Raw genomic sequence first — 19,728 nt, forward strand, 5'->3', positions numbered from 1 at the left:
TTCCTGCTTTGAAAGTTCTAATATGAAGTGTACATTTGTAGCATCAGAATAAGGGGCAATCTTTGCAGGACATCCCCTTATTCCGACATTAAATAATTTTTCAACCAAAACACAAACTCATATGTTTGAGCTAGCGTACAAGTTATTCGCACTGCTCTACTATGTACTTTGCGTATTCGAGAAGCTTTATCGCTACTGGAATAAGCAATAGTCTTAGGTAGAAGCTTACCAAAGAGCCTCGTTATGATACGTTGGCTCTTTTACTTTACAATGTATCTTGTCAATTTTGACTGTCTAATACGCCTACAAAAGTATGTGGATTAACTTTAGTATCAAAGTTATTATTTAATAATTTTTCATCAAAACTCGCTGGTCCCAATTTTCAATTGGGACCCACACGGCCCAGCGTCTCTGACGCAACCATCAACTCAAAATACCCTTGACCAATTTACCGTGTACATCCGTAAGTCGGAAACGGCGGCCTTGGTATTTATAGGTCAGCTGCTCGTGGTCAACGCCCATCAAGTGCAGCAAAGTCGCCTGAAAATCATGCACATGCACGGGGTCTTTGACGATGTTGTAGCTAAAATCGTCGGTTTGTCCGTACGAAAACCCTGACTTCACACCTGCCCCTGCCATCCACATCGTAAAGCAACGCGGGTGGTGGTCGCGGCCGTAATCGTTGGCCGCTAATTTTCCTTGCGAATACACCGTTCGGCCAAATTCACCTCCCCACACAACCAAGGTATCTTCTAGCAACCCTCGACGCTTTAGGTCAATCAACAACCCCGCCGTGGCTTGGTCAATTTGTTTGCACTGCTTGGCCATACCTTTGGGCAGCGAACCGTGGTGATCCCAACCTTGGTGGTAGAGCTGCACAAAACGCACGTCTTTTTCCAACAGTTTACGCGCCAACAAACAATTGGCCGCATAACTTCCCTTGTCACGGCTACCAGGGCCGTACAGGTCAAATACCTCGTCGGGTTCTTGGCTGGTATCCATCACTTCGGGCACGGAGGTTTGCATACGATACGCCATTTCGTACTGCGCAATGCGGGCGTTTACTTCGGGGTCGCCCCACGTATCGTTTTGTAAACTATTGAGTTGGCTCAAGTACCCCAACATCTGCTCGCGGTCCGCGCCGTCGTAACCTTCGGGGTTGTTGAGGAACAACACGGGATCTTTGCCCGACCGAAACTGCACCCCTTGGTATTCGGACGGGAGAAAGCCATTTCCCCACAGCCGTGCGTACAAAGGCTGGTCTTTGGAAGCATCTTTTGAAACCAACACAATGAACGACGGTAAATTTTGATTTTCAGAGCCTAAACCATAACTCACCCACGACCCAATCGAAGGGCGTCCAGGGAGTTGATGCCCCGTTTGAAAAAACGTAATAGCGGGGTCATGGTTAATTTGTTCCGTATAAACCGACTTTATCAGGCACAATTCATCCACCACCTGCGCCGTGTAAGGCAGTAGCTCGCTTACCCACGTGCGCGTGCTTCCGTGTTGTTTGAAACCATACACACTCGGGGCAATCGGCAACGACGCTTGGTTGGCACTCATCCCCGTCAGGCGTTGCCCCTTCCGAACCGAGTCGGGCAAAGCAGCCCCCAGCATCGACTGCAATTTGGGCTTGTAGTCAAAGGTTTCAAACTGCGAAGGCCCGCCTGCCATAAACAAGTAAACCACCCGTTTGGCTTTGGGCAAAATCGGCGTTGCCCCAAAACTTGGCGTTCCTATCAAGCTACCCAGCGCCAACGCCCCCAATCCCGACGCCGTTCGCTTGAGAAAATCGCGACGGTCGAGTTGTTGGTTCAAACCCGAAAATTCGGGGGTATGCAATCGAAAAGGTTCATCGTGATGCGGTGTCATGGGCATTAGCGTTTGGTGATGGTAGCATCGGAATTTAAAATGGTATTGGCCACGACGGCGTAGGCTGCCACTTGGGCAGGTTCGAGCGTGGCATCTATTTTTTTCAAGCCTGTTTTTAACCACCCTTTGGTTTTGGCGGGAGTTGTTTTAAAGGTCTGGTATTGGGTCGTGTATAATTTATCCAACAACTTGACTTCATTGTCGTTGGGTCTTTTTCCTGTCAATTGTCGATATGCCCATTCAATCGCTTCGGAAGCCTGTTTTTGACGGGTCATCTGCTCACCCATCACCCGTGAGGCTTCCACGTAGGTGGGGTCGTTGAGCGTAACCAAGGCTTGCAAAGGCGTGTTGGTACGCTGTCGGCGTACGATGCAGCTACTACGCGTGGGGGCATCAAACGTCCCCAAAGTCGGATTGGGCACAGAACGTTTGACAATCACATACAAACTTCGACGATAAATGGCATCGGTCGTATCCATTTTGTAGGTCATGCTGTTGATTTCCCATAAGCCATCGGGCTGGTACGGTTTTACACTTTTACCCCCAATTTTGTTATTCAATAATCCACTAGCTACCAAAGCATTGTCGCGGAGCATTTCAGCGGTTAGGCGAGTGGCAGGGCCTCGTGCCAATAAGCGATTTTCAGGATCACGCTCTCTAAGTGCGGCAGTCGTTCGCGAATCTTGGCGGTAGGTAGCCGACATCACCATCAATTTTACCAATCGTTTCACATCCCAGCCGTAATCCTGACGGAACGTGACAGCTAACCAGTCCAGCAGTTCGGGGTGCGAAGGCAATTCACCTTGGTTTCCAAAGTCTTCGGTCGTTTTCACCAACCCCGTCCCGAAGAAGTTTTGCCAATACCGATTCACCGCTACCCGTGCCGTCAGTGGGTGATTTGGGTCGGTCAACCACTGTGCCAAGCCCAGACGATTTTTGGGAAGTGTGGCGGGGAAGGCCAATACCGCCGATGGGGTGTTGGGAAACACTTCGGGGCCAGGCGCGTCGTATTGCCCGCGTTGTAGCAAGTACGAGCGTTTGGGCGTCGGCATTTCTTGCATTACCATGATTTCGGCAATGTGACGCGTGGAATCGCTGAAAGCCGTTCGTTGCTGTTGAAGCACCGCTCGTTCGGCAGCTACTGCCGTATCAACGGCCGACAGATAATAATCTTTCAGCACCGTCCGTTCTTCTTCCGACAGCGCGGCAACAGGCTTATCCACAATGGCTTGCCACGTAGCTTTGTTGGCCAAAATCTTTATTTCAAAAGGCGTGAGGGTTCGGTTATAGACCACTACATCGTCCACTTTCCCTCCTTTGAAGCCCAAACCACGCCACCAGCCACCGATTTGTAGCCCCGTTTCGTTTTTGGCATCGTAAAAAATAATGTCTTTGTACAACTGGTCCATCACCGTTTCCATCGCCAGTTCAGTCCCGTCCATGAACAATTTAAAACCATTGGCTTTGGACGAACCGTCGTACGTCATGGTCAATTGCACCCAGCGGTCGCGCGGAATGGGCTGATTGCTTTGCCGCGTGATGGCATTGGAGGGCGCCGTGTGCGCCATGCAGATTTCGAAGCGGTTGTTTTTGACGTGCAAATGAAACCCTTTGAAATTGTACAATCGCTCGGCATTGCTTTTGTGAAAAATCACGCCTTCTTTAAACTCTTTGGGAAACCACGCCCAAATCCCAACCGAAAACGGCTCTGATTTTCGGAATACACCCACAGGCCGCAGGTCGGCGTACGAATCGCCGTTGAGTTCCAGTACTTGTCCACGGGCGGTTTTAGAAAAAACAGGCTTGTCGGCATCGCCTGCATCTCGCTTCATTTTGCCCTTGTGCGAAGGGTTTACAGTATTTTTTAACGAATCTTCAAAGGTAAAAAAGCCTTGTAGTCCGACCTGCGGCACGGCTTGGGTTTTGAGTTTTTGCGGCTCTCCCGTTCCCAACCACGCCTTAAAAGAAGCGTCGGAAGCATCCATGGTTTTGGCCAATTTGGTTTCCTGTTCTTTCATCGACGACTGCATAAAACGGATTAACTCCTCTTGTTTTTCGGTAGGTAGCAGCAGCGTAGGCGTAGGCAAGTCGTCGTTCCAAGAAATTTGTCCCGCTTCCCGTACGTTGTTGAAAAAGCTGTAAAGTTCGTAGTAGTTTTTCTGAGAAATGGGGTCGTATTTATGGTCGTGGCAACGCGCACAGCCCAGCGACAGAGCCATAAATGCATCACCCAATGTATTGGCTCGGTCCATGACGTATTCCGTCTGAAACTCTTCTTCCACAATCCCGCCTTCCATATTTTGTTGGTGGTTTCGGTTGAAGGCCGTCGCAATCAACATATCGCGACTTGGGGCTTTCATCAAATCACCCGCTAATTGCTGGTGGATAAAGGCATCGTAGCGCATGTTTTGGTTAAAAGCATTGATGACCCAGTCGCGGTAAGGCGACATATCACGCAGACGATCAACGGTATAGCCGTGGGAGTCGGCATAACGCGCTACGTCCAGCCAGTCGGTGGCCATGCGCTCACCAAAATGCGGCGATGCCAGTAACCTATCGACTTGTTTTTCGTAAGCATTTGGGCTTTTATCCGCCAAAAAAGCGTCGATTTCGGCAATCGTCGGAGGCAATCCTGTTACATCCAACGACAAACGCCGCAGCAATAGCTCCTTGGGCGCTTCGACCGAGGGGGTTAGTCCTTCACGAACCAAACGTTGTCCAACAAAGTAATCAATTTCATTGACGGGCGTGTAGCCACTCAACGCATTTAGCGTCGGTACGGCTTTTTTCTCGGGCTTCACAAACGCCCAGTGGGGTTTATACACGGCTCCCGTTTTTACCCACTTTAGTAAAATGGCCTTTTCTTCTGCCGTTAGCGTGAGGTGCGATTGCGGCGTTGGCATTTGGTAGTCAGGGTCGTTAGACAATATTCGGTGTACCAACTCGCTTTTGGCCAAATTACCAGGTTTTACAGCTACTTTACCAGGATTTTCGGGCAAAGAACCGTAGGCAGCTTGTGCCACGTCGAGGCGTAAACCTGCCTTTTGTTTGGCTTTGTCGGGGCCGTGGCAGGCAAAGCATTTATCCGAAAGAACAGGCTTTACGTGTTGGTTATAATCCAGTTCGGCGGGGAGTTTGTCATAGGCACTCGCCACCTCCTCGGGCACTTTTACACCGTCGATGGTTTTGGTGGGAGGCAACCAAAAAGGCACGCTGGCCAAGAAAAAAAGGAGTAACCTCATCATGACTATGATTGCGTTTTTGTGGTTTTATTGGTATCGGGCAACGTGAATCGTTGCTGTCCATCTTCTATTTTCAACGTTGGTTTGGCGCGTTTAAGCCGTTCAATTCCTTGCGGAGTTACCTTGGTTTTCCACAAATAGACTACTTTCAATTGTGGATAAGTGGCTAATTGTTGAATACCTTCGTCGGTCACGGCAGTACCGTATAAATTTAGCTGCTCCAATTTCGGCAATTGCTTCAATTCAGCCAACGCCCCATCAGTGATTTGCGTATTTTCGAGGTTGAGTCGATTGAGGTTAGTGAAGGCACTCAATGGCTTTAACTCATCATCCCGCACGGGCTGGTTGGAAAGTCGCAACCGTACCAATTGACTTTGAATGCGGCTCAACTCATTCAACATCGACGGCTGGTATGCCTTTACATTTACAAAGTTGGCCGCTACATAGCCCGCTCCTTGCTGAACGGGCGTCAGCGTAATCTGCTGCTGTTGAAAATACGACACTACTGACGCGCTAGGTGCTTCAGTTGGTTTGGTCAATATCGACGTTTCAATACTTGCTAAGGTAGGCGTTTCTTTTTGCGGAGAAATTGCACTATCCGCAACCAACGCTGGTAAGGTAAGAGGCAAAATAGATGAAGCTTCCACCGCTGCGAGTGACTGATTTTGAACCACTTCCACTTCTTCCTTAAACGATGCCCCTTTTTTAATCCAATGATGTAAAATCGCTACTTCTTGGCTGGTCAGTTGGCGCTTACCCTTGGGCGGCATGTGCATTTCGTCGTCGTGCGGCAACAGCAAGTAGCTAAACAGTTTACTTTTTTGCGGATTTCCCGCCACCAATACTCCCCCATTTTTGCCTCCTTTTTGAATAAAAGCCTCAGTGTCGAGCCGTAAGCCTCCTTTCTTTTTCTTAGCTGAATGACAACTGTAACAGTTCTTTTCTAAGATGGGCACCACTTGGTCGCGGTAGAAAAACGTGCGCCGTACTTGGGGCTGATTGCCCGCCACCAACGAATCTTGTTTTACTACCTCAGGCACAAAGACCACCGCCGTCGTGTCGGATGAATCAACAGGTCGATCACCCAACGACAAATACCCTTCGCCGTGCGTCAGGTTACCGCCATAATGCCCCGCAATAGTCAACAAAATCACCGTTGCCGACGCCAACATCCAGCGGTATTTTGTAAAAGCATACGTCAAAAAACTCAACGCAGCCGTTGCCAGCCCCGTCCATTGGTGTACCTGCACAGCCTCCGCTTCGTAATCGCCCGACTGTACCAATAGCCAACCCGCCCCGCACGATAGCAATGCAGCTACCGCCCCAGCCAACCATGCCAGCGAAATAGCTTCCGTTACGTCCACTTTTCTGGCTTTTTGGTACAACATCAACGCAAACCCAAACAGTAAAATACCGATGGGTAGGTGCACTAGAAGTGGGTGAAAACGGCCTATGTATTCGGCAACGGTCATCATGCAAATTTGTCTGGTTTAGGATACACAAAAGTAAGGCGAAGTTTGCCTTACAAAAATGAATAAAAGTGTCATCTATTTGTACAAATCCGACTTTTTCAAAGCCATCCGTGTGCTAAAATCGTCGATGATGGTCCACGGATACCACAGATTTAACAGGTTTAGACGGGTAAAAGCATAGATAAAATAAGAATCTTTGGGTACAGTACACATATTTCTAGAGTCAAAATTTAGAAATACCGCAATCCTACTCTTTGGTAAATAAATATTCCCAACAGAATCTATTTTATGCGAATTAGAGGTTAAAATACCTGATAACTTTGGTAAATTTCAAAGACAAAATTGAATTAAAATACGTTTTCTTTGTAACAGTTAAAGCGCCCGACACCCATTATAACGCAGCGTTTTTATAAATAGATAGATAGGTTAAAATCACAAAAAGCTCATTGTTCCTTTTATACATGAGCTTTTTTCTTATCTAATCCATACTACAATGATTGACACACTCTACACCTTAAAATTTAGCCTTTTGCACGTTGGCTACGCCTCACTAGGCACCGATTGGCAATTTGACGGCGTATTAAGCCCTTTTTCTCGGTTGTATTTTATTACCGAAGGCGAAGCTTGGGTTTACCATAATCAGCAAAAGTACCTACTAAAGCCTGGGTATATGTATCTGATTCCCAAGTTTTCGGTCAGTCGTTATCATTGCGACACCAACATGGAGCAGTATTATATTTCCTTTTTAGATGATTCCGACTCGGGACTTTCGGTGTTCGACATGCTGCCGTTTGTCTATGAAACCCAAGCGTCGCATTTTGACAAAGAGCTATTCCAGCGCATATTGGATTTGTACCCAGGCCGCGCCATTCTCAAGAATGACCCTAAAACCTACGATAACCGCGCAGATTTGCTCAGTTTTAACCAAAAGTACCCTGCTACCAACGAGCACCATCTTATCGAAACGCAGGGAATTTTACTTCAATTGGTATCCCGATTTATCCGTCCTACCACTGCCTTTGGCAATACCAGCGAAAAACACCGCCGCAGTGACATCGGTTTTGTGCTTCGGTTCATTCACACGCATTTGGATAAAAAGCTAACGGTAGAACAATTGGCTAATCTTCAGGGACTTAATTGCGATTATTTTTCGCGACAATTCCAAAAAGTCTTGGGAGTTCGCCCGTTGGACTATATCATCAATAAACGGCTAGAGCGGGCCAAATTATTGATAACGACTTCTTCGCTTTCGTTGCAAGAAATTGCCGACCGAGTAGGTGTATTTGACATCTACTATTTCTCGAAACTGTTTAAAAGCCGTTTTGGAATAGCGCCGAGCCAGTATCGGAAACAAGTCTCTGAGCTTGACTAAAAGACTTGACGTTAGAGGGTCATAAAACCAAGCACGGGGGAAGTAAAACCTCCCCCGTCGCCCACTCACTCATTCTATCTAAAAAGTCTTTAAGTGCATCTGGAAGTAAAGTCTCCCCTATCGGGAGCGATTTAGAGGGGGCTGCCTAAAAATAGAACGGAGAGCGCAACAGAAAAAATAAAAAAGCACCAATGCCCGTTTTGGGTGCTTAAATAGGCATCTCAGGCGCTGAAAGCGGTTTTAGTTTATTTGCCCAACCATTCCTTAAAATCAGCAATGCGGTCGCCACTCACAAAAACTTCTTGTTTAAAAGTAGGAGCCAATTCTAGCTTTATTTTACCGCCCGAATACGCATGGGCAACTTGAATCGCCGACAAAGAAACGAGTAGTGAGCGATTGACCCGAAAAAAATCACGCGGATTGAGCAACTGCGTAAGTTTGTCGAGGCTGTAATCGACGCTGAGGCGAAGATTGTCATGCGTGGTAAGAATCGTAGCTCGGTCTTCAAACGAAAAATAAGCGATTTCGCTCGTTTGGACACTCCTTAATTTTGCTCCCACCGTTACCATAAAACGATCTTTGTAAGCCATTTGGTTTTGTCCAAAAAGTTGGAGCATTGCATTGAGATTTACTTCAGGAACAAGCGGTTGTCGCAGCAGTTTAAATTTACTAATTGCTGCTTTTAGCTCCTCAAAATCAATGGGTTTTAACAAATAATCAATACTATTGGCTTTAAAAGCCCGCAAGGTATATTCGTGGTAAGCAGTGGTAAAAATGACGGGAATCGTCAGCTGAAGTTTTTCGATAATCCGAAATCCTAAATCGTCTTCTAGGTGGATGTCCAGAAACAACAAGTCGGGCTTGGGATGTTGGGGGTTTTCGAACCAATTAATCGCATTTTTCACCGAGGGAATTTGCGCTAACACCCGAATTTCGGGATCGTAACGATGCAGCAAATGTGCCAACCGCTGGGCCGTCAGTTTTTCATCTTCAATAATTAATACGTTCATGTAAGCAATGGTATGGTGGCCCGAAACAGCCCGTCTTTTTGGGTGATAGAAACGGGACTTGAGGTTAGTAATTTATAACGATTGACGATATTGTTCAACCCTAATCCCGTCGAAGGTTCGCTTTGGGAACGGGGCTGAATCGGATTAACCACACTCAAATACGTCTCGTCGCAGTGAATAGAGACCAGCAGCGGCTCTTCAGCCGACATTCGATTGTGTTTGACGGCGTTTTCAACCAGCAACTGAAGCGTCAGCGGGGCAATCAAATACCGATTCGCGACTGATTCAGGAATGTCAATTTTCACATTCAGTTTTTCATCAAAACGCATTTTTAACAAAAACAAATACGTTTCGATAAACTCAAGTTCTACTTTAAGGCTAATCCGTTCGTTGTCACTTTGTTCTAAAATATACCGATAAGCCTTTGACAACTGCTGCAAAAACTTCCCTGCCAATTCACTGTCAATTTCTACCAAAGAAGACAAAATACTGAAGTTATTGAACAAAAAATGAGGGCTTACCTGGTTTTTCAGGGCATTGAATTGGGCTTTTATATTTTCTTTTTCTAAGCGCTCGGCTTTCAACTGTACGTTTTCGAGCTGCCGATACGCTCGTCGGTTAGAGGCTAAATAAAAAGCAGATAACATGGCCAAGATGGTCAGACCCATGTTGGCTTTTTTCTTTTGTTTTTTCGTAAAATGGTGTGCGGCGCTGTTTTCGGGCGAGTGATTTGGAGCCAAGCCAAAACGTTGTTCGAGCGAATCTTCGGCAAAACTCCATAAACTTCCAAAGCCGATATTGAACATAATCGCTAACACAGTAGCCATCGAAAACATCACCAACTGAGCAGGGATTTTAAATTCCATCAGAAAACCCCTCCCAAACCAGCCAAAAAGCCGCTGCTGCACCCACTCAATGACGTTAATCCACAAAAAGAAAAACAGCACATTCACGGTCACTTCCATCATCCAGAGCGGTAAGCGTTGTAAAATAGGGACTTGGCTAAGGTCGTGAATGTTGATATATATCCGAATTGGTAAATAAACAATCACCACACTCCAAGCGAGTTGGAGTTGTTGGCGTTTGCTGAGAAAGTCAGAAGGAGCTAGATTCATCAAAGTAAAAATAAAGAATTAGCTCATAATAAGGCAACAAAAACGGGCTGAATGTCCATTTCAGCCCGTCGAATGACTCATATCAAGTTGTGAATGCCTTATCTACTCAATCTCTTATTCTTCTCCCTCCTCCTCGTTCACCTTGGTGCTCTCCCGAAGGCGACGACTGGGTTGAGCCGCGCCCTTGCCATCCTCCACGGTCATTGCGAGGCGTTTCGCTCCGTTCTGTCGAACGGCTAGGACTTTGTCCTTCGCTTCGGCGCTGCGGGCTACTGTCTCTTTCTCTTTCTCCCCCACCCTGCCAAGTACGCTCAGCACCACCGCGCGGTTGTGGTTGGTAGCCTCCGCCACGCTCCTGAGGCGCATTTTGCGGTGGTTCGTAACGAGGTTGTGGTTGTTGGTACCGCCCCTCATCTCTACGACTATCGTTCCGTTGTCCTTGCGAGTTACGGTCGTCATAGCGAGGGCTATTTTGTGAGCGATCATTGTAGCGCGGGTTATTTTGACCCATACGATTGTCATATTGACGTTGGGGGTACGAGCGGTTATTTTGTGAATAACGGTCGTTACGGTTATAATCGTTGCGGCGGTAATTGCGGTACAAATCATCGGCGCGATAAACATACACACGGTTGCGAGTGATACGTTCTAAATCGTGGCGGTGAGGACCAAACGCGTACGAACGGTTGTTGTAGCGGTAATAGTTGTTGAGATAGGATGTTCCACCCCACAAACCTGAAATACGGTTTCGTGGCACACAGTAGCTATATACACGCGGGCTACGAATGTAAATGTCGGGAACAAACACCCAGTAGTTATACGGGATGTTGATGTTAATATTGATGTCCAGCCCCATTCCTGGCCCCAACGGTGCCCAACCGTAGTAGCCACCACCCGAGCGCCAAGTTACCCAAGCAGGCCCCCATTCATAACCAGGAATCCATACCCAGCCATAGTAGCTATCAAACGTCCAGCGTCCGTAGTGAAACGGTGCCCATCCCCACGGATAATCCGACACCCAAGTATTGCCATATTCGGTCATTTCCCAACGGCCATTGGTACCGTAGGGCTGAAAATCAGGCTCCACGCGGGGGCGCCATACCCGTCCGTAAGACGGATAGTCCATCCAGTCGCCATAAGGAGAAAGCTCATCGTAAAACTCATCGTACGAAGGCTCGTAGTCGTAGTTTTGGGCCCAGCTTGTTTGTGAAGCAAAGAGCGTCACGGCAATACCCAAAGCCAAAAACAGAGCGCGGAAGTTATTGAAAGTCATCATTGTTTTCAATTGTTAAAGGAAGCTGTTGCTTTTGTAATGATAACGAAAAGGTACTGCATTTCATTTCAATAGGCAAGTCTGTTAACAATCATTAAGCAAAATGTAACGGGAGGGGAATATTTCATAAGCTAGTTCCATTTTCTTCCTGTGATTTGTTTGACCACTCTAAAAGTTTCTGCGTAATTTCTTGGGTTACAGGCAGCAAAGCTTTATAACTTTCGGGCAACTTTTTAGTAGTTGTATAAGTAGCTACTCCAATAGGCAGTATAGCTGTTTTTAGCGAATACTCAACAACCATTCTATCTTTTCCTTTACATATAATAATTCCAATAGCTGGATTTTCGTGCGGTAATTTTACTGTGTCATTCAAAACAGAGAGGTAGAACTCCATCTTTCCTTTGTATTCAGGTTCAAACTCTCCAATTTTAAGTTCAATCGCAATCAACGATTGTAGTTTACGATGAAAAAGCAATAAATCTATCTTAAATTCTCTATCGCCTACATAGATTTTATATTGGTTTCCCATAAAACTGAAATCAGGACCCATTTCAAGCAAAAACTCTTTGATATTCCTAATAATTGCTTGTTCTAGCTCATACTCGCTGTGTTGGTTCTCCATCTCCAAAAAGCCAAAGTTATATTGGTCTTTTACAGCTAAATATGCTTGATTTTTTATTTTATCGGGCAAAACCTCTTCAAAATTGGTTTGATTAAGCAAATATTTTTGATATGTTTTGTTCTCTACTTGATGGATAAGTAACCCTTTTGTCCAGCCATATTTTTTAGTAGCTATTGTGTAAAACAAACGTTCCTGTGAGTCTTTGCACTTCGATAAAATGATTAGATGCTTGCTCCAACTGATTTCTCCAACCAATGGTTGGAGATTTTCATCTGTCCTGTACTCCGTGTAAAACTGTACCATATACCACAAGTTAGTTGTAGAAAACCCCGTCATTTCGGGAAATTCACGTTGTAGTTCTTTTGATAGTGTAGGCACGATAGCTTTTCCCCACCCAATGCTTTGTTTTTCTGAAATAGCCTTTCCTAACTCCCAATATAAATTAATAAGCTCTGTATTCACGGCTTTTAGGGCGGCATATTGAGCCTGCCTTACTTTTTGCTTGATTTCAGCAATAAATTGAAACTGATCGTTATCTATATTCGTCATTTTAATTGTTTTCTTTCTTTAGCATCCTATCGGACAATAATCGCACCTTTTTAGCCTACCAAGTAACTATTTTTTCTCTCTCTATCCAAAAAAATTAAAAAATTTAGTTGACAGTTTAGTTTTTATATTCTACATTTGTAGAATATAATACACATCCATAGAATATGCAACTTTCTAAAGCCGAAGAACAACTCATGGAATACCTCTGGCGACAAGGCCCCATTTTCATGAAAGACCTGATTGAGGCTCATCCCGACCCCAAACCCGCCGCTACCACCGTTGCCACTTTGCTCAAACGGATGCAAGACAAAGGCTTTGTGGGCTACGAAACCTTTGGAAATTCTCGACAATACCATGCCCTTGTCACCAAAGAGGATTATTTTGGGAAGCACGTCAAGGGATTGATTCAGCAATTTTTTGGCAACTCTGCCTCTCAGTTTGCCTCCTTTTTTACCACAGCCACCGACCTCTCCGAAACCGAGTTAGAAGACTTAAAAAGTGTGATTGAACAACAAATCAAAAACAAACAACAATGATACTCTACGTGCTCAAATTCACCGTTGTATCGGCCGTGTTGCTGATGGTTTATCATTTTTTGCTGCGCAAAGAAAAAGTCTATGTCTTTAGTCGCTTTTTCTTGGTGTTTGGGCTGGCTTTCGCTGCCCTTGTGCCCTTCGTCCCTATTCAACTTCCTTCTACGGTCGCGCCCGCGCCTACCTACCTCAGCCATGAAACAGCCATTATTTCGCCCAACCTTGCCCCAAAAGCCGCACCAACTCCCCCTTTTGTGCCGCAGACGGTTGAAAAAACAACCGCTATTTTTCCTACTTTGGAACAGCTCATTGGTGGATTGTATCTGCTGGTAGCCAGCTTATTGCTAGTACGTTTTGTTCAAAATCTTTGGCTTATGCGAAAGAGCATCGTACAGCATCCAATTGTTCGTCAAGGCAAGTTGCAGATTGTTCTTCTCCCCCAAGAAATTACGCCGTATAGTTTTTGGAATTACGTTTTTGTCAATGAGACCGAGTATCACCAAGGCAGCATTGAACCCGAAATTTGGCAACACGAAGAGGCGCACATTCGTCAGAAACACACTTTCGATATTCTTTGGAGTGAGTTCTTCAAAATCATCGGCTGGTTCAATCCCGCAGTGTGGTATTACCGCCAAGCGATTGCGCTCAACCACGAGTTTTTGGCCGACGAATGGGTACTTCGCGCCCATCCCAATCCGCCCGTTTACCAATACTTGCTGCTCCACCGCCTTTGTCACCACACGCACCTTGCCTTATCGAGTTCATTTAATTATAAAATCACCAAAACCCGTTTCGCCATGATGCAAAAAAACACAACCCCTCTCCGCGCATTTGGTCTTCAAGCTGCTGCCTTTGTCACCATCTTGGGCGTAGGCATTGCTTTTGCTGACCTTAGTTGGGCGCAAACACCTGCCCCTCCAACTATTCAACCTACTTCTGGCGCCAAAGCCATCTCTAACCCCGATGGAGCCTCTCCCGAAGCGATTGCCGAATATCAAAAACTGGTCAACAAATACCTTACAAAAGGGGTACACAACGGCAAAGAATGGAGCCGATTAGACCTCCCTAACGAAACCGACCGTGCCCGTTTGGAAGTGCTTTTTAAGTCGATGAGTGAAGCCCAGCAGTTACAGCAGCAGTACGCCATGAATCCACCTTTAAAACCATTGCCAAGAATTACGCCTACGGAAAAAGAGTTTGAATCCTACAAAAATCCAAAAATTTATGGGCTCTGGCTTGATGGCAAAAAAGTACCTAATTCGGTGTTGGACAACTACAAAGCGTCTGATTTCTCGCAAGTATTTATCAGTCGCCTTTACAAAAACGCCCAAGCCACCATTGGTTATAAATACAAGTTTCAGCTGGATTTAGAGACCACGGCCTACTATGAAAAATACCGAGCCGAAAAGCTGGCAGATAAACGTTACTACTTGGGTTTTAACATGGAAAAATGGAAGAAAGAAAATGCGGAGAAAGGCAAATAAACATAACTATTCAAACAAAAAGTGGCTGTCCCTTAGGTTGGAGACAGCCACTTTTTTTATAAAAACGAGCATTACAAGCTATTTCCAATCCCCACAATGACCACCGAAACGAGCATGGTGAGAATCCCTAGCACAATCGTGCGGAAGGTACGAGGAGAAACGGCTTTCCACTCCTTAAAATACAATCCCCATAAGTTAGCCGTTAGGATGATGGTTGCCATGTGGAGAATCCACGAACTAGCCCCATTGCCCAGTTTACTTTCCCCCATTCCGTAGAAGAAAAATTGCAAAAACCAGGTAGTTCCCGCGAGTGCTGAGAATACATAGTTTTTGACGAGGGGCGTGGTGGGATTGAGGTAGTCGCCAAACGATTTGTTGCGGCTGTTAAGAATCATACACCAAATAAAATTGGTCGTCAGTCCGCCCCAGAGTAACACCACATAAATCACGTTGTTTTGGTAAAGTGGATTCATCCCCGATGCGACGGCGGCGTCAGCCATGGGTTTTCCAGCTTCGATACCAAAATTAAAGCACGCGCTCAACGTTCCCGAAATAATGGCCACCACTAGCCCTTTACCCACGTTAAATTCCGCCACACTTTTTTGTTTTTCTTCGGTAGAAAGTTCGTTTTCTTTCATCATTCCTGCTTTTCCACAAATAAAAATACCAAGCAAGCACACCGCAATTCCCAGCAACACCACTTGGCCACTACGCGAATTAATCATGTCAATGATTGATACTTTTCCTTCGGTTGGATAAACTGCGTAGAAAATAGCAGGAAGCAATGACCCAAACGCCGAACAGAATCCTAAAGTAACGGAGTTGCCAAGCGACATCCCCAAATAGCGAACTCCTAACCCATACGTAAGTCCACCGATTCCCCATAAAAGTCCAAAGAAAATGGTCAGTTTAATAACATCAGAGGAGGTAGCTTTGATGATTTCGGAAAAACCTGGAATGGTCAACCAAGCGGCCAGAGGCGGCATAATGAGCCACGAGAATAGCCCCCCGATAATCCAATAACTTTCCCAAGACCATCCTTTTACTTTTTTGTAGGGCATATAAAAACTACCCGAGGCAAATCCCCCTATTGAGTGAAAAATAACGCCTAAAATAGACTCCATGAGAAAACGGTTTTTGAGTTAGTAAAGAGTTGAAAATTGTATTAATACAACAAATTGTACAAACTTAGATAGCTGCATACCCTCAACTGTCCTTGACTGTCATGTAAAAAGATTTTTTTTACTCCGTTTTACGCACCATGTATTGTAGCTTTTTTGGAGTGCATCGAAACGCAAAAATGAGGAAGTTCTTGCATGAGGGGGATGAGCGGCGTAATTTTGGATTCTCAATTTTGTAAAAAATTAACACGCATCGCGTACCACCTTCCAATGATTTTATACAGTACCAAAAATACACAGCTCAAAGCCTCCTTAGAAGAAGCTGTTTTTCGTAGCCTTCCTGCCGACAATGGGTTGTATATGCCCGAACATATTCCCAGTATTTCACCTGATTTTTTAGCGAATATCGAGCAACGTTCGTTCAACGAAATTGCGTTTGAGGTTTCAAAAACACTTTTGAGCGACGACATCCCCGAAGCCGATATTCTGCGTATTGTGGAGCGGGCCTTTGATTTCGATGCGCCAGTTGTCCCTATTGAAGAAAAAACGTATTGTTTAGAGCTTTTTCACGGGCCTTCAATGGCTTTCAAGGATTTTGGGGCGCGCTTTATGGCGTCATTGATGTCTTATTTTTTGGTACGTTCGCAACAAGAAATACGCATTTTGGTGGCTACTTCGGGAGATACAGGGGGCGCAGTGGCCCAAGGATTTCACAATGTGCCAGGCATCAACGTAACGATTTTATACCCCAGCGGAAAAGTCAGCGATATTCAAGAAAAACAATTGACCACCTTGGGCGGAAACGTAACCGCCCTGGAAGTGGACGGGACATTTGATGACTGTCAGGCGTTGGTAAAACAAGCGTTTTTGGACGACGAGCTCAATAAAAAGTACAACCTAGCTTCAGCCAATTCTATCAATATTTCACGCCTTATTCCGCAGTCGTTCTATTATTTTAGAGCGTATGCCCAAGTAAAACAATTAGGTTTGCCTGTGGTATTTTCGGTGCCTAGCGGAAACTTTGGCAACTTGAGCGCTGGACTTTTGGCGTATCGAATGGGTTTACCCGTAGCGCATTTTATTGCCACCACCAACCGTAACAACGTCGTTCCTAACTATTTGTCGAATGGGAATTATGCACCTGTACCGTCGGTTGAAACCATTTCCAACGCCATGGACGTCGGTAATCCAAGCAATTTTGTGCGGATGACGCGCTTTTTTGGTGATGAATGGGCCAAAGTAAAACAAGACATTTCGGGTTTTTGGTTTAATGATGACCAAACCAAAGCCGCCATGCGCGAAGTATATGACCGCACAGGCTATTTGATGTGCCCACATACGGCCGTAGCTTATTTAGGTTTAAAAGAGTACACTAACCTAACCCAAAAAGAAGTAGCGGGGGTATTTTTATCAACGGCGCATTATGCCAAATTCTTAAACGTCGTTGAAGAAGCGTTGGGCACTGGCGATGTCGAAATTCCTACGCGTTTGTCTGATTTGCTCAGCAAAGAAAAAGTAGCAACCCCAATGACCAAACAGTTTGCCGATTTCAAAGCCTATTTGTTGGGATAAAATATGAACATCATCGTTGCTCGAACTTCTGAACACTACCTTGAGGCGGTCGAACTCTTCAAAGAGTACGCCACCAGCCTTGGCATTGATTTGCAGTTTCAGAAGTTCGACAACGAACTTCAAATCCTTCCGATCATGTACGGCCCACCCGTGGGCGAGTTGTGGTTGTTGGAAGAAGACAGCAGTTTTGTAGGCTGTGCCGCCTTGCGAAAACTAGATGAAGGCATTTGTGAATTAAAACGAATGTATATCCGCCCTATCTACCGAGGTAAGCGCTGGGGGCGGGAATTGATGGACGTGGCGCTCCAAACCGCTCAATCGTTGGGCTACCATACCATGCGTTTAGACAGCCTCCAACGCTTGGAAGCCGCCGTAAAACTATATACCTCCTACGGCTTTCAGCCAATCTCTCCTTATAATTTCAATCCAGAGGCGGATGTGGTCTATTTTGAGAAAAATCTCCTTTCCTAGACTTCCACCTCATCCCCAAAATTCTCCATTCATTTTCTCCTTTAACCGTTGGTCGTAAAAAATATTTTATTACCTTGCATTGCATAGTACCTTTGAATCAACAATAAAGCCCCACGGCATACAAACCAACTTTTAACAATCACTTATAAATCAACCATAGCCATGAACACTAAGCCCTTACGTCGAATACAAAGTGAAGCCGTTTTAGGCGGTGTCGCTGCTGGTCTTGCCGATTATTTCGGAATGGACAAAGCCTTGATGCGTGTTATCCTGATCGTTTTAATGATTTTTGCGAAAGGATTCCCTATCGTATTATTATACATTATTCTGTGGGTAGCATTGCCAGTAGGCAGCCCTTCTAATCCCGCCGCTGGGTTGGAGAATAGTTGGCAGTATCCCGACGATATGGCGCCAAAGAAAACCAGTAATCGTGGAATAGAAATCGTAGGATACGGTTTACTTTTGATTGGCGGATTTATGCTTTTCGACCGTCTTTTCTACTGGATGCACCTACAAAAGTACATTCCAGCGGCTATTTTGATTGGCATTGGTTTGTTTTTGATTTTGAGACACAATAACTCCCAAAGCGGAACGCCAACGTCATCGGTGGATAGCGACCGTGCTACCCCCTCGTGGACCGACTCGGCCCCTATCTCTTCGTGGCAGCCTCCTGCATCTACCGAATCGACGGCGCCATCATCTGATGAACCCAAAGAGGACAAAAGCCCCGACGAGCCCAAAGCCTAATACAGCATTACTCACTAAAAAAAGTTTACTTCTTTACACCTTTAAATCTTGATTGCCATGAATTATCGAAGCACTTTCTGGGGAATTATCCTCGTATTAATCGGCGGCCTCTTGCTCATGCGTGAGTTGTTTGATTGGTTTGATTTCGAGCGTTATTTTTTACCTGTTGTGTTGATTGTCGGAGGAGCGTTGCTCATTTTTAAAGATAAAATCAAAAATCTTTCTTAACCCCACTTCGCCATGAAACAATCCTCTAATACCCTCGTCTGGGGTTCTATACTTCTGGCCTTTGGGTTGGTGCTTTTGGCCAAAACCCTCGGTTGGTTCCACATTGACTGGGGCTTTACGCTTCGCTTTTGGCCTGTTTTATTGATATTGGCAGGAGGGGTTTTGTTACTCAAACAATCTTGGTCTGGGGTAGTAACCGCCATTTTGGTTGCCTTAGCGATTCCTTCAGCCATCATTAATGGTGCCAATAAAAAGTTTAACGACTGGGACGACCGTGGTTTTGAGTTCAACATCGACGATTCTGACGACGATGATGACGACCATCAGCAACGCAGTGATTATGAAGACCGCTCTGAGACTTATTCAAAAGATGGGAAAACCCACTTTTCGGAGCCATTTACCGAAAATATTGCCGATGCAACTTTAAAATTTGGCGCTGGCGCAGGTGAGTTTACCATTGAAGGCACTACCTCTCAACTGGTAGAAGCGGATGCTGAAACGGAGTTTGGCAACTACATCATGACCGCAAAACGAAACGAGAGCGCCAAAACAAGCGTGGTGGACTTTGAAATGGAAAGCAAAGACAGCACAGGTCGCAAGAAAATCCGTATTCGTGATTTTGACAACATGGACAACCGCGTAGAAATGCGTTTGAGCGATAAACCTACTTGGACCTTCGATTTGGGGCTTGGTGCTGGAAAAGGAAATTTCGACTTGTCGGCTTATCGGGTGAAAAAAGTAAAATTAGGTGCAGGTGCTGCTGAAGTTGACCTCAAACTTGGTGACAATGTAGAAAACGACGCCCAAATCGACATTGAAGCTGGGGTAGCCTCCATTGAAATCAACATCCCCGAATCGGTAGGTTGTGAATTTAAAATCGACGGGGCGCTCAACTCAAAAGACCTCGACAATTTTGAAAAAATCAGCAGTGGTTTATATCGCACGTCCAACTATAACTCGGCGAAGAAAAAAATCAAAATTTCGTATGAGGGTGGCATCTCTTCTTTGGAAGTGAACCGTTACTAGGCTGGCACAGTGCCGC

Annotated in this window: 17 protein-coding genes; 8 read left to right on the forward strand and 9 right to left on the reverse strand. The window is 45.5% G+C overall.

Translation table 11 applies throughout. The features are described 5' to 3' along the window. Nucleotides 1-423: 423 nt before the first annotated feature. The 4 genes from AC23P2_RS12095 to AC23P2_RS12110 all read right to left on the reverse strand — a co-directional run bounded on the left by AC23P2_RS12095 (nucleotide 424) and on the right by AC23P2_RS12110 (nucleotide 6,802). Nucleotides 424-1,875, reverse strand: a complete 1,452-nt coding sequence (locus tag AC23P2_RS12095) for a DUF1501 domain-containing protein (protein WP_487773432.1) — start codon at nucleotides 1,873-1,875, stop codon at nucleotides 424-426. A gap of 5 nt (nucleotides 1,876-1,880) precedes the next feature. Continuing rightward, entirely contained in the window at nucleotides 1,881-5,120 is a 3,240-nt protein-coding gene (locus tag AC23P2_RS12100) for a DUF1553 domain-containing protein (RefSeq protein WP_487773433.1), read from the reverse strand. Between the two features lie 2 nt (nucleotides 5,121-5,122). After that, a complete protein-coding gene (locus AC23P2_RS12105; RefSeq protein ID WP_487773434.1) occupies nucleotides 5,123-6,592 on the reverse strand; it encodes a c-type cytochrome domain-containing protein in 1,470 nt (489 codons plus the stop codon). A 72-nt stretch (nucleotides 6,593-6,664) separates the two neighbouring features. Beyond that, nucleotides 6,665-6,802: a hypothetical protein gene (locus AC23P2_RS12110; protein ID WP_487773435.1), complete on the reverse strand. Its 138-nt coding sequence runs from the start codon at nucleotides 6,800-6,802 to the stop codon at nucleotides 6,665-6,667. Between the two features lie 280 nt (nucleotides 6,803-7,082). On the opposite strand from AC23P2_RS12110, the gene AC23P2_RS12115 reads away from it, so the two are divergent. Further along, entirely contained in the window at nucleotides 7,083-7,961 is an 879-nt protein-coding gene (locus tag AC23P2_RS12115) for an AraC family transcriptional regulator (protein ID WP_487773436.1), read from the forward strand. A gap of 245 nt (nucleotides 7,962-8,206) precedes the next feature. Here the strand turns inward: AC23P2_RS12115 and AC23P2_RS12120 are convergent, their stop codons facing one another. The 4 genes from AC23P2_RS12120 to AC23P2_RS12135 all read right to left on the reverse strand — a co-directional run bounded on the left by AC23P2_RS12120 (nucleotide 8,207) and on the right by AC23P2_RS12135 (nucleotide 12,530). Further along, complete coding sequence (locus AC23P2_RS12120; RefSeq protein WP_487773437.1) at nucleotides 8,207-8,971, reverse strand: LytR/AlgR family response regulator transcription factor; 765 nt, start codon at nucleotides 8,969-8,971, stop codon at nucleotides 8,207-8,209. Beyond that, nucleotides 8,968-10,086, reverse strand: a complete 1,119-nt coding sequence (locus tag AC23P2_RS12125) for a sensor histidine kinase (protein WP_487773438.1) — start codon at nucleotides 10,084-10,086, stop codon at nucleotides 8,968-8,970. Before AC23P2_RS12125 ends, AC23P2_RS12120 begins: the two co-directional genes overlap by 4 nt. A 106-nt stretch (nucleotides 10,087-10,192) precedes the next feature. Further along, entirely contained in the window at nucleotides 10,193-11,362 is a 1,170-nt protein-coding gene (locus tag AC23P2_RS12130; RefSeq protein WP_487773439.1) for a DUF6600 domain-containing protein, read from the reverse strand. Nucleotides 11,363-11,483: 121 nt separating this feature from the next. Then, complete coding sequence (locus AC23P2_RS12135) at nucleotides 11,484-12,530, reverse strand: PDDEXK nuclease domain-containing protein (RefSeq protein ID WP_487773440.1); 1,047 nt, start codon at nucleotides 12,528-12,530, stop codon at nucleotides 11,484-11,486. A gap of 164 nt (nucleotides 12,531-12,694) precedes the next feature. On the opposite strand from AC23P2_RS12135, the gene AC23P2_RS12140 reads away from it, so the two are divergent. Then, nucleotides 12,695-13,066, forward strand: a complete 372-nt coding sequence (locus AC23P2_RS12140) for a BlaI/MecI/CopY family transcriptional regulator (RefSeq protein WP_122934013.1) — start codon at nucleotides 12,695-12,697, stop codon at nucleotides 13,064-13,066. Next, a complete protein-coding gene (locus AC23P2_RS12145; RefSeq protein WP_487773441.1) occupies nucleotides 13,063-14,547 on the forward strand; it encodes a M56 family metallopeptidase in 1,485 nt (494 codons plus the stop codon). The genes AC23P2_RS12140 and AC23P2_RS12145 overlap by 4 nt, the downstream gene beginning before the upstream one ends. A gap of 71 nt (nucleotides 14,548-14,618) precedes the next feature. Here the strand turns inward: AC23P2_RS12145 and rhaT are convergent, their stop codons facing one another. Further along, complete coding sequence (gene rhaT, locus AC23P2_RS12150) at nucleotides 14,619-15,671, reverse strand: L-rhamnose/proton symporter RhaT (RefSeq protein ID WP_487773442.1); 1,053 nt, start codon at nucleotides 15,669-15,671, stop codon at nucleotides 14,619-14,621. Between the two features lie 267 nt (nucleotides 15,672-15,938). Here rhaT and thrC point away from each other — a divergent pair, with 267 nt between their 5' ends. The 5 genes from thrC (at nucleotide 15,939) to AC23P2_RS12175 (ending at nucleotide 19,712) form a co-directional block, all read left to right on the forward strand. Further along, nucleotides 15,939-17,240 carry a threonine synthase gene (gene thrC / locus AC23P2_RS12155; protein ID WP_487773443.1) on the forward strand — a complete coding sequence of 434 codons (1,302 nt, stop codon included), beginning with the start codon at nucleotides 15,939-15,941 and terminating at the stop codon, nucleotides 17,238-17,240. Nucleotides 17,241-17,243: 3 nt separating this feature from the next. Next, complete coding sequence (locus tag AC23P2_RS12160) at nucleotides 17,244-17,711, forward strand: GNAT family N-acetyltransferase (protein ID WP_487773444.1); 468 nt, start codon at nucleotides 17,244-17,246, stop codon at nucleotides 17,709-17,711. A gap of 162 nt (nucleotides 17,712-17,873) precedes the next feature. Continuing rightward, nucleotides 17,874-18,458, forward strand: a complete 585-nt coding sequence (locus AC23P2_RS12165; RefSeq protein ID WP_487773445.1) for a PspC domain-containing protein — start codon at nucleotides 17,874-17,876, stop codon at nucleotides 18,456-18,458. 57 nt (nucleotides 18,459-18,515) lie between these two features. After that, nucleotides 18,516-18,686 carry a LiaI-LiaF-like domain-containing protein gene (locus AC23P2_RS12170; RefSeq protein WP_169731813.1) on the forward strand — a complete coding sequence of 57 codons (171 nt, stop codon included), beginning with the start codon at nucleotides 18,516-18,518 and terminating at the stop codon, nucleotides 18,684-18,686. A gap of 12 nt (nucleotides 18,687-18,698) precedes the next feature. Further along, nucleotides 18,699-19,712 carry a toast rack family protein gene (locus tag AC23P2_RS12175; protein WP_487773446.1) on the forward strand — a complete coding sequence of 338 codons (1,014 nt, stop codon included), beginning with the start codon at nucleotides 18,699-18,701 and terminating at the stop codon, nucleotides 19,710-19,712. The last annotated feature ends 16 nt before the right edge of the window (nucleotides 19,713-19,728 follow it).

It is taken from the genome of Runella sp. R0.1_18 (genome assembly GCF_057652155.1).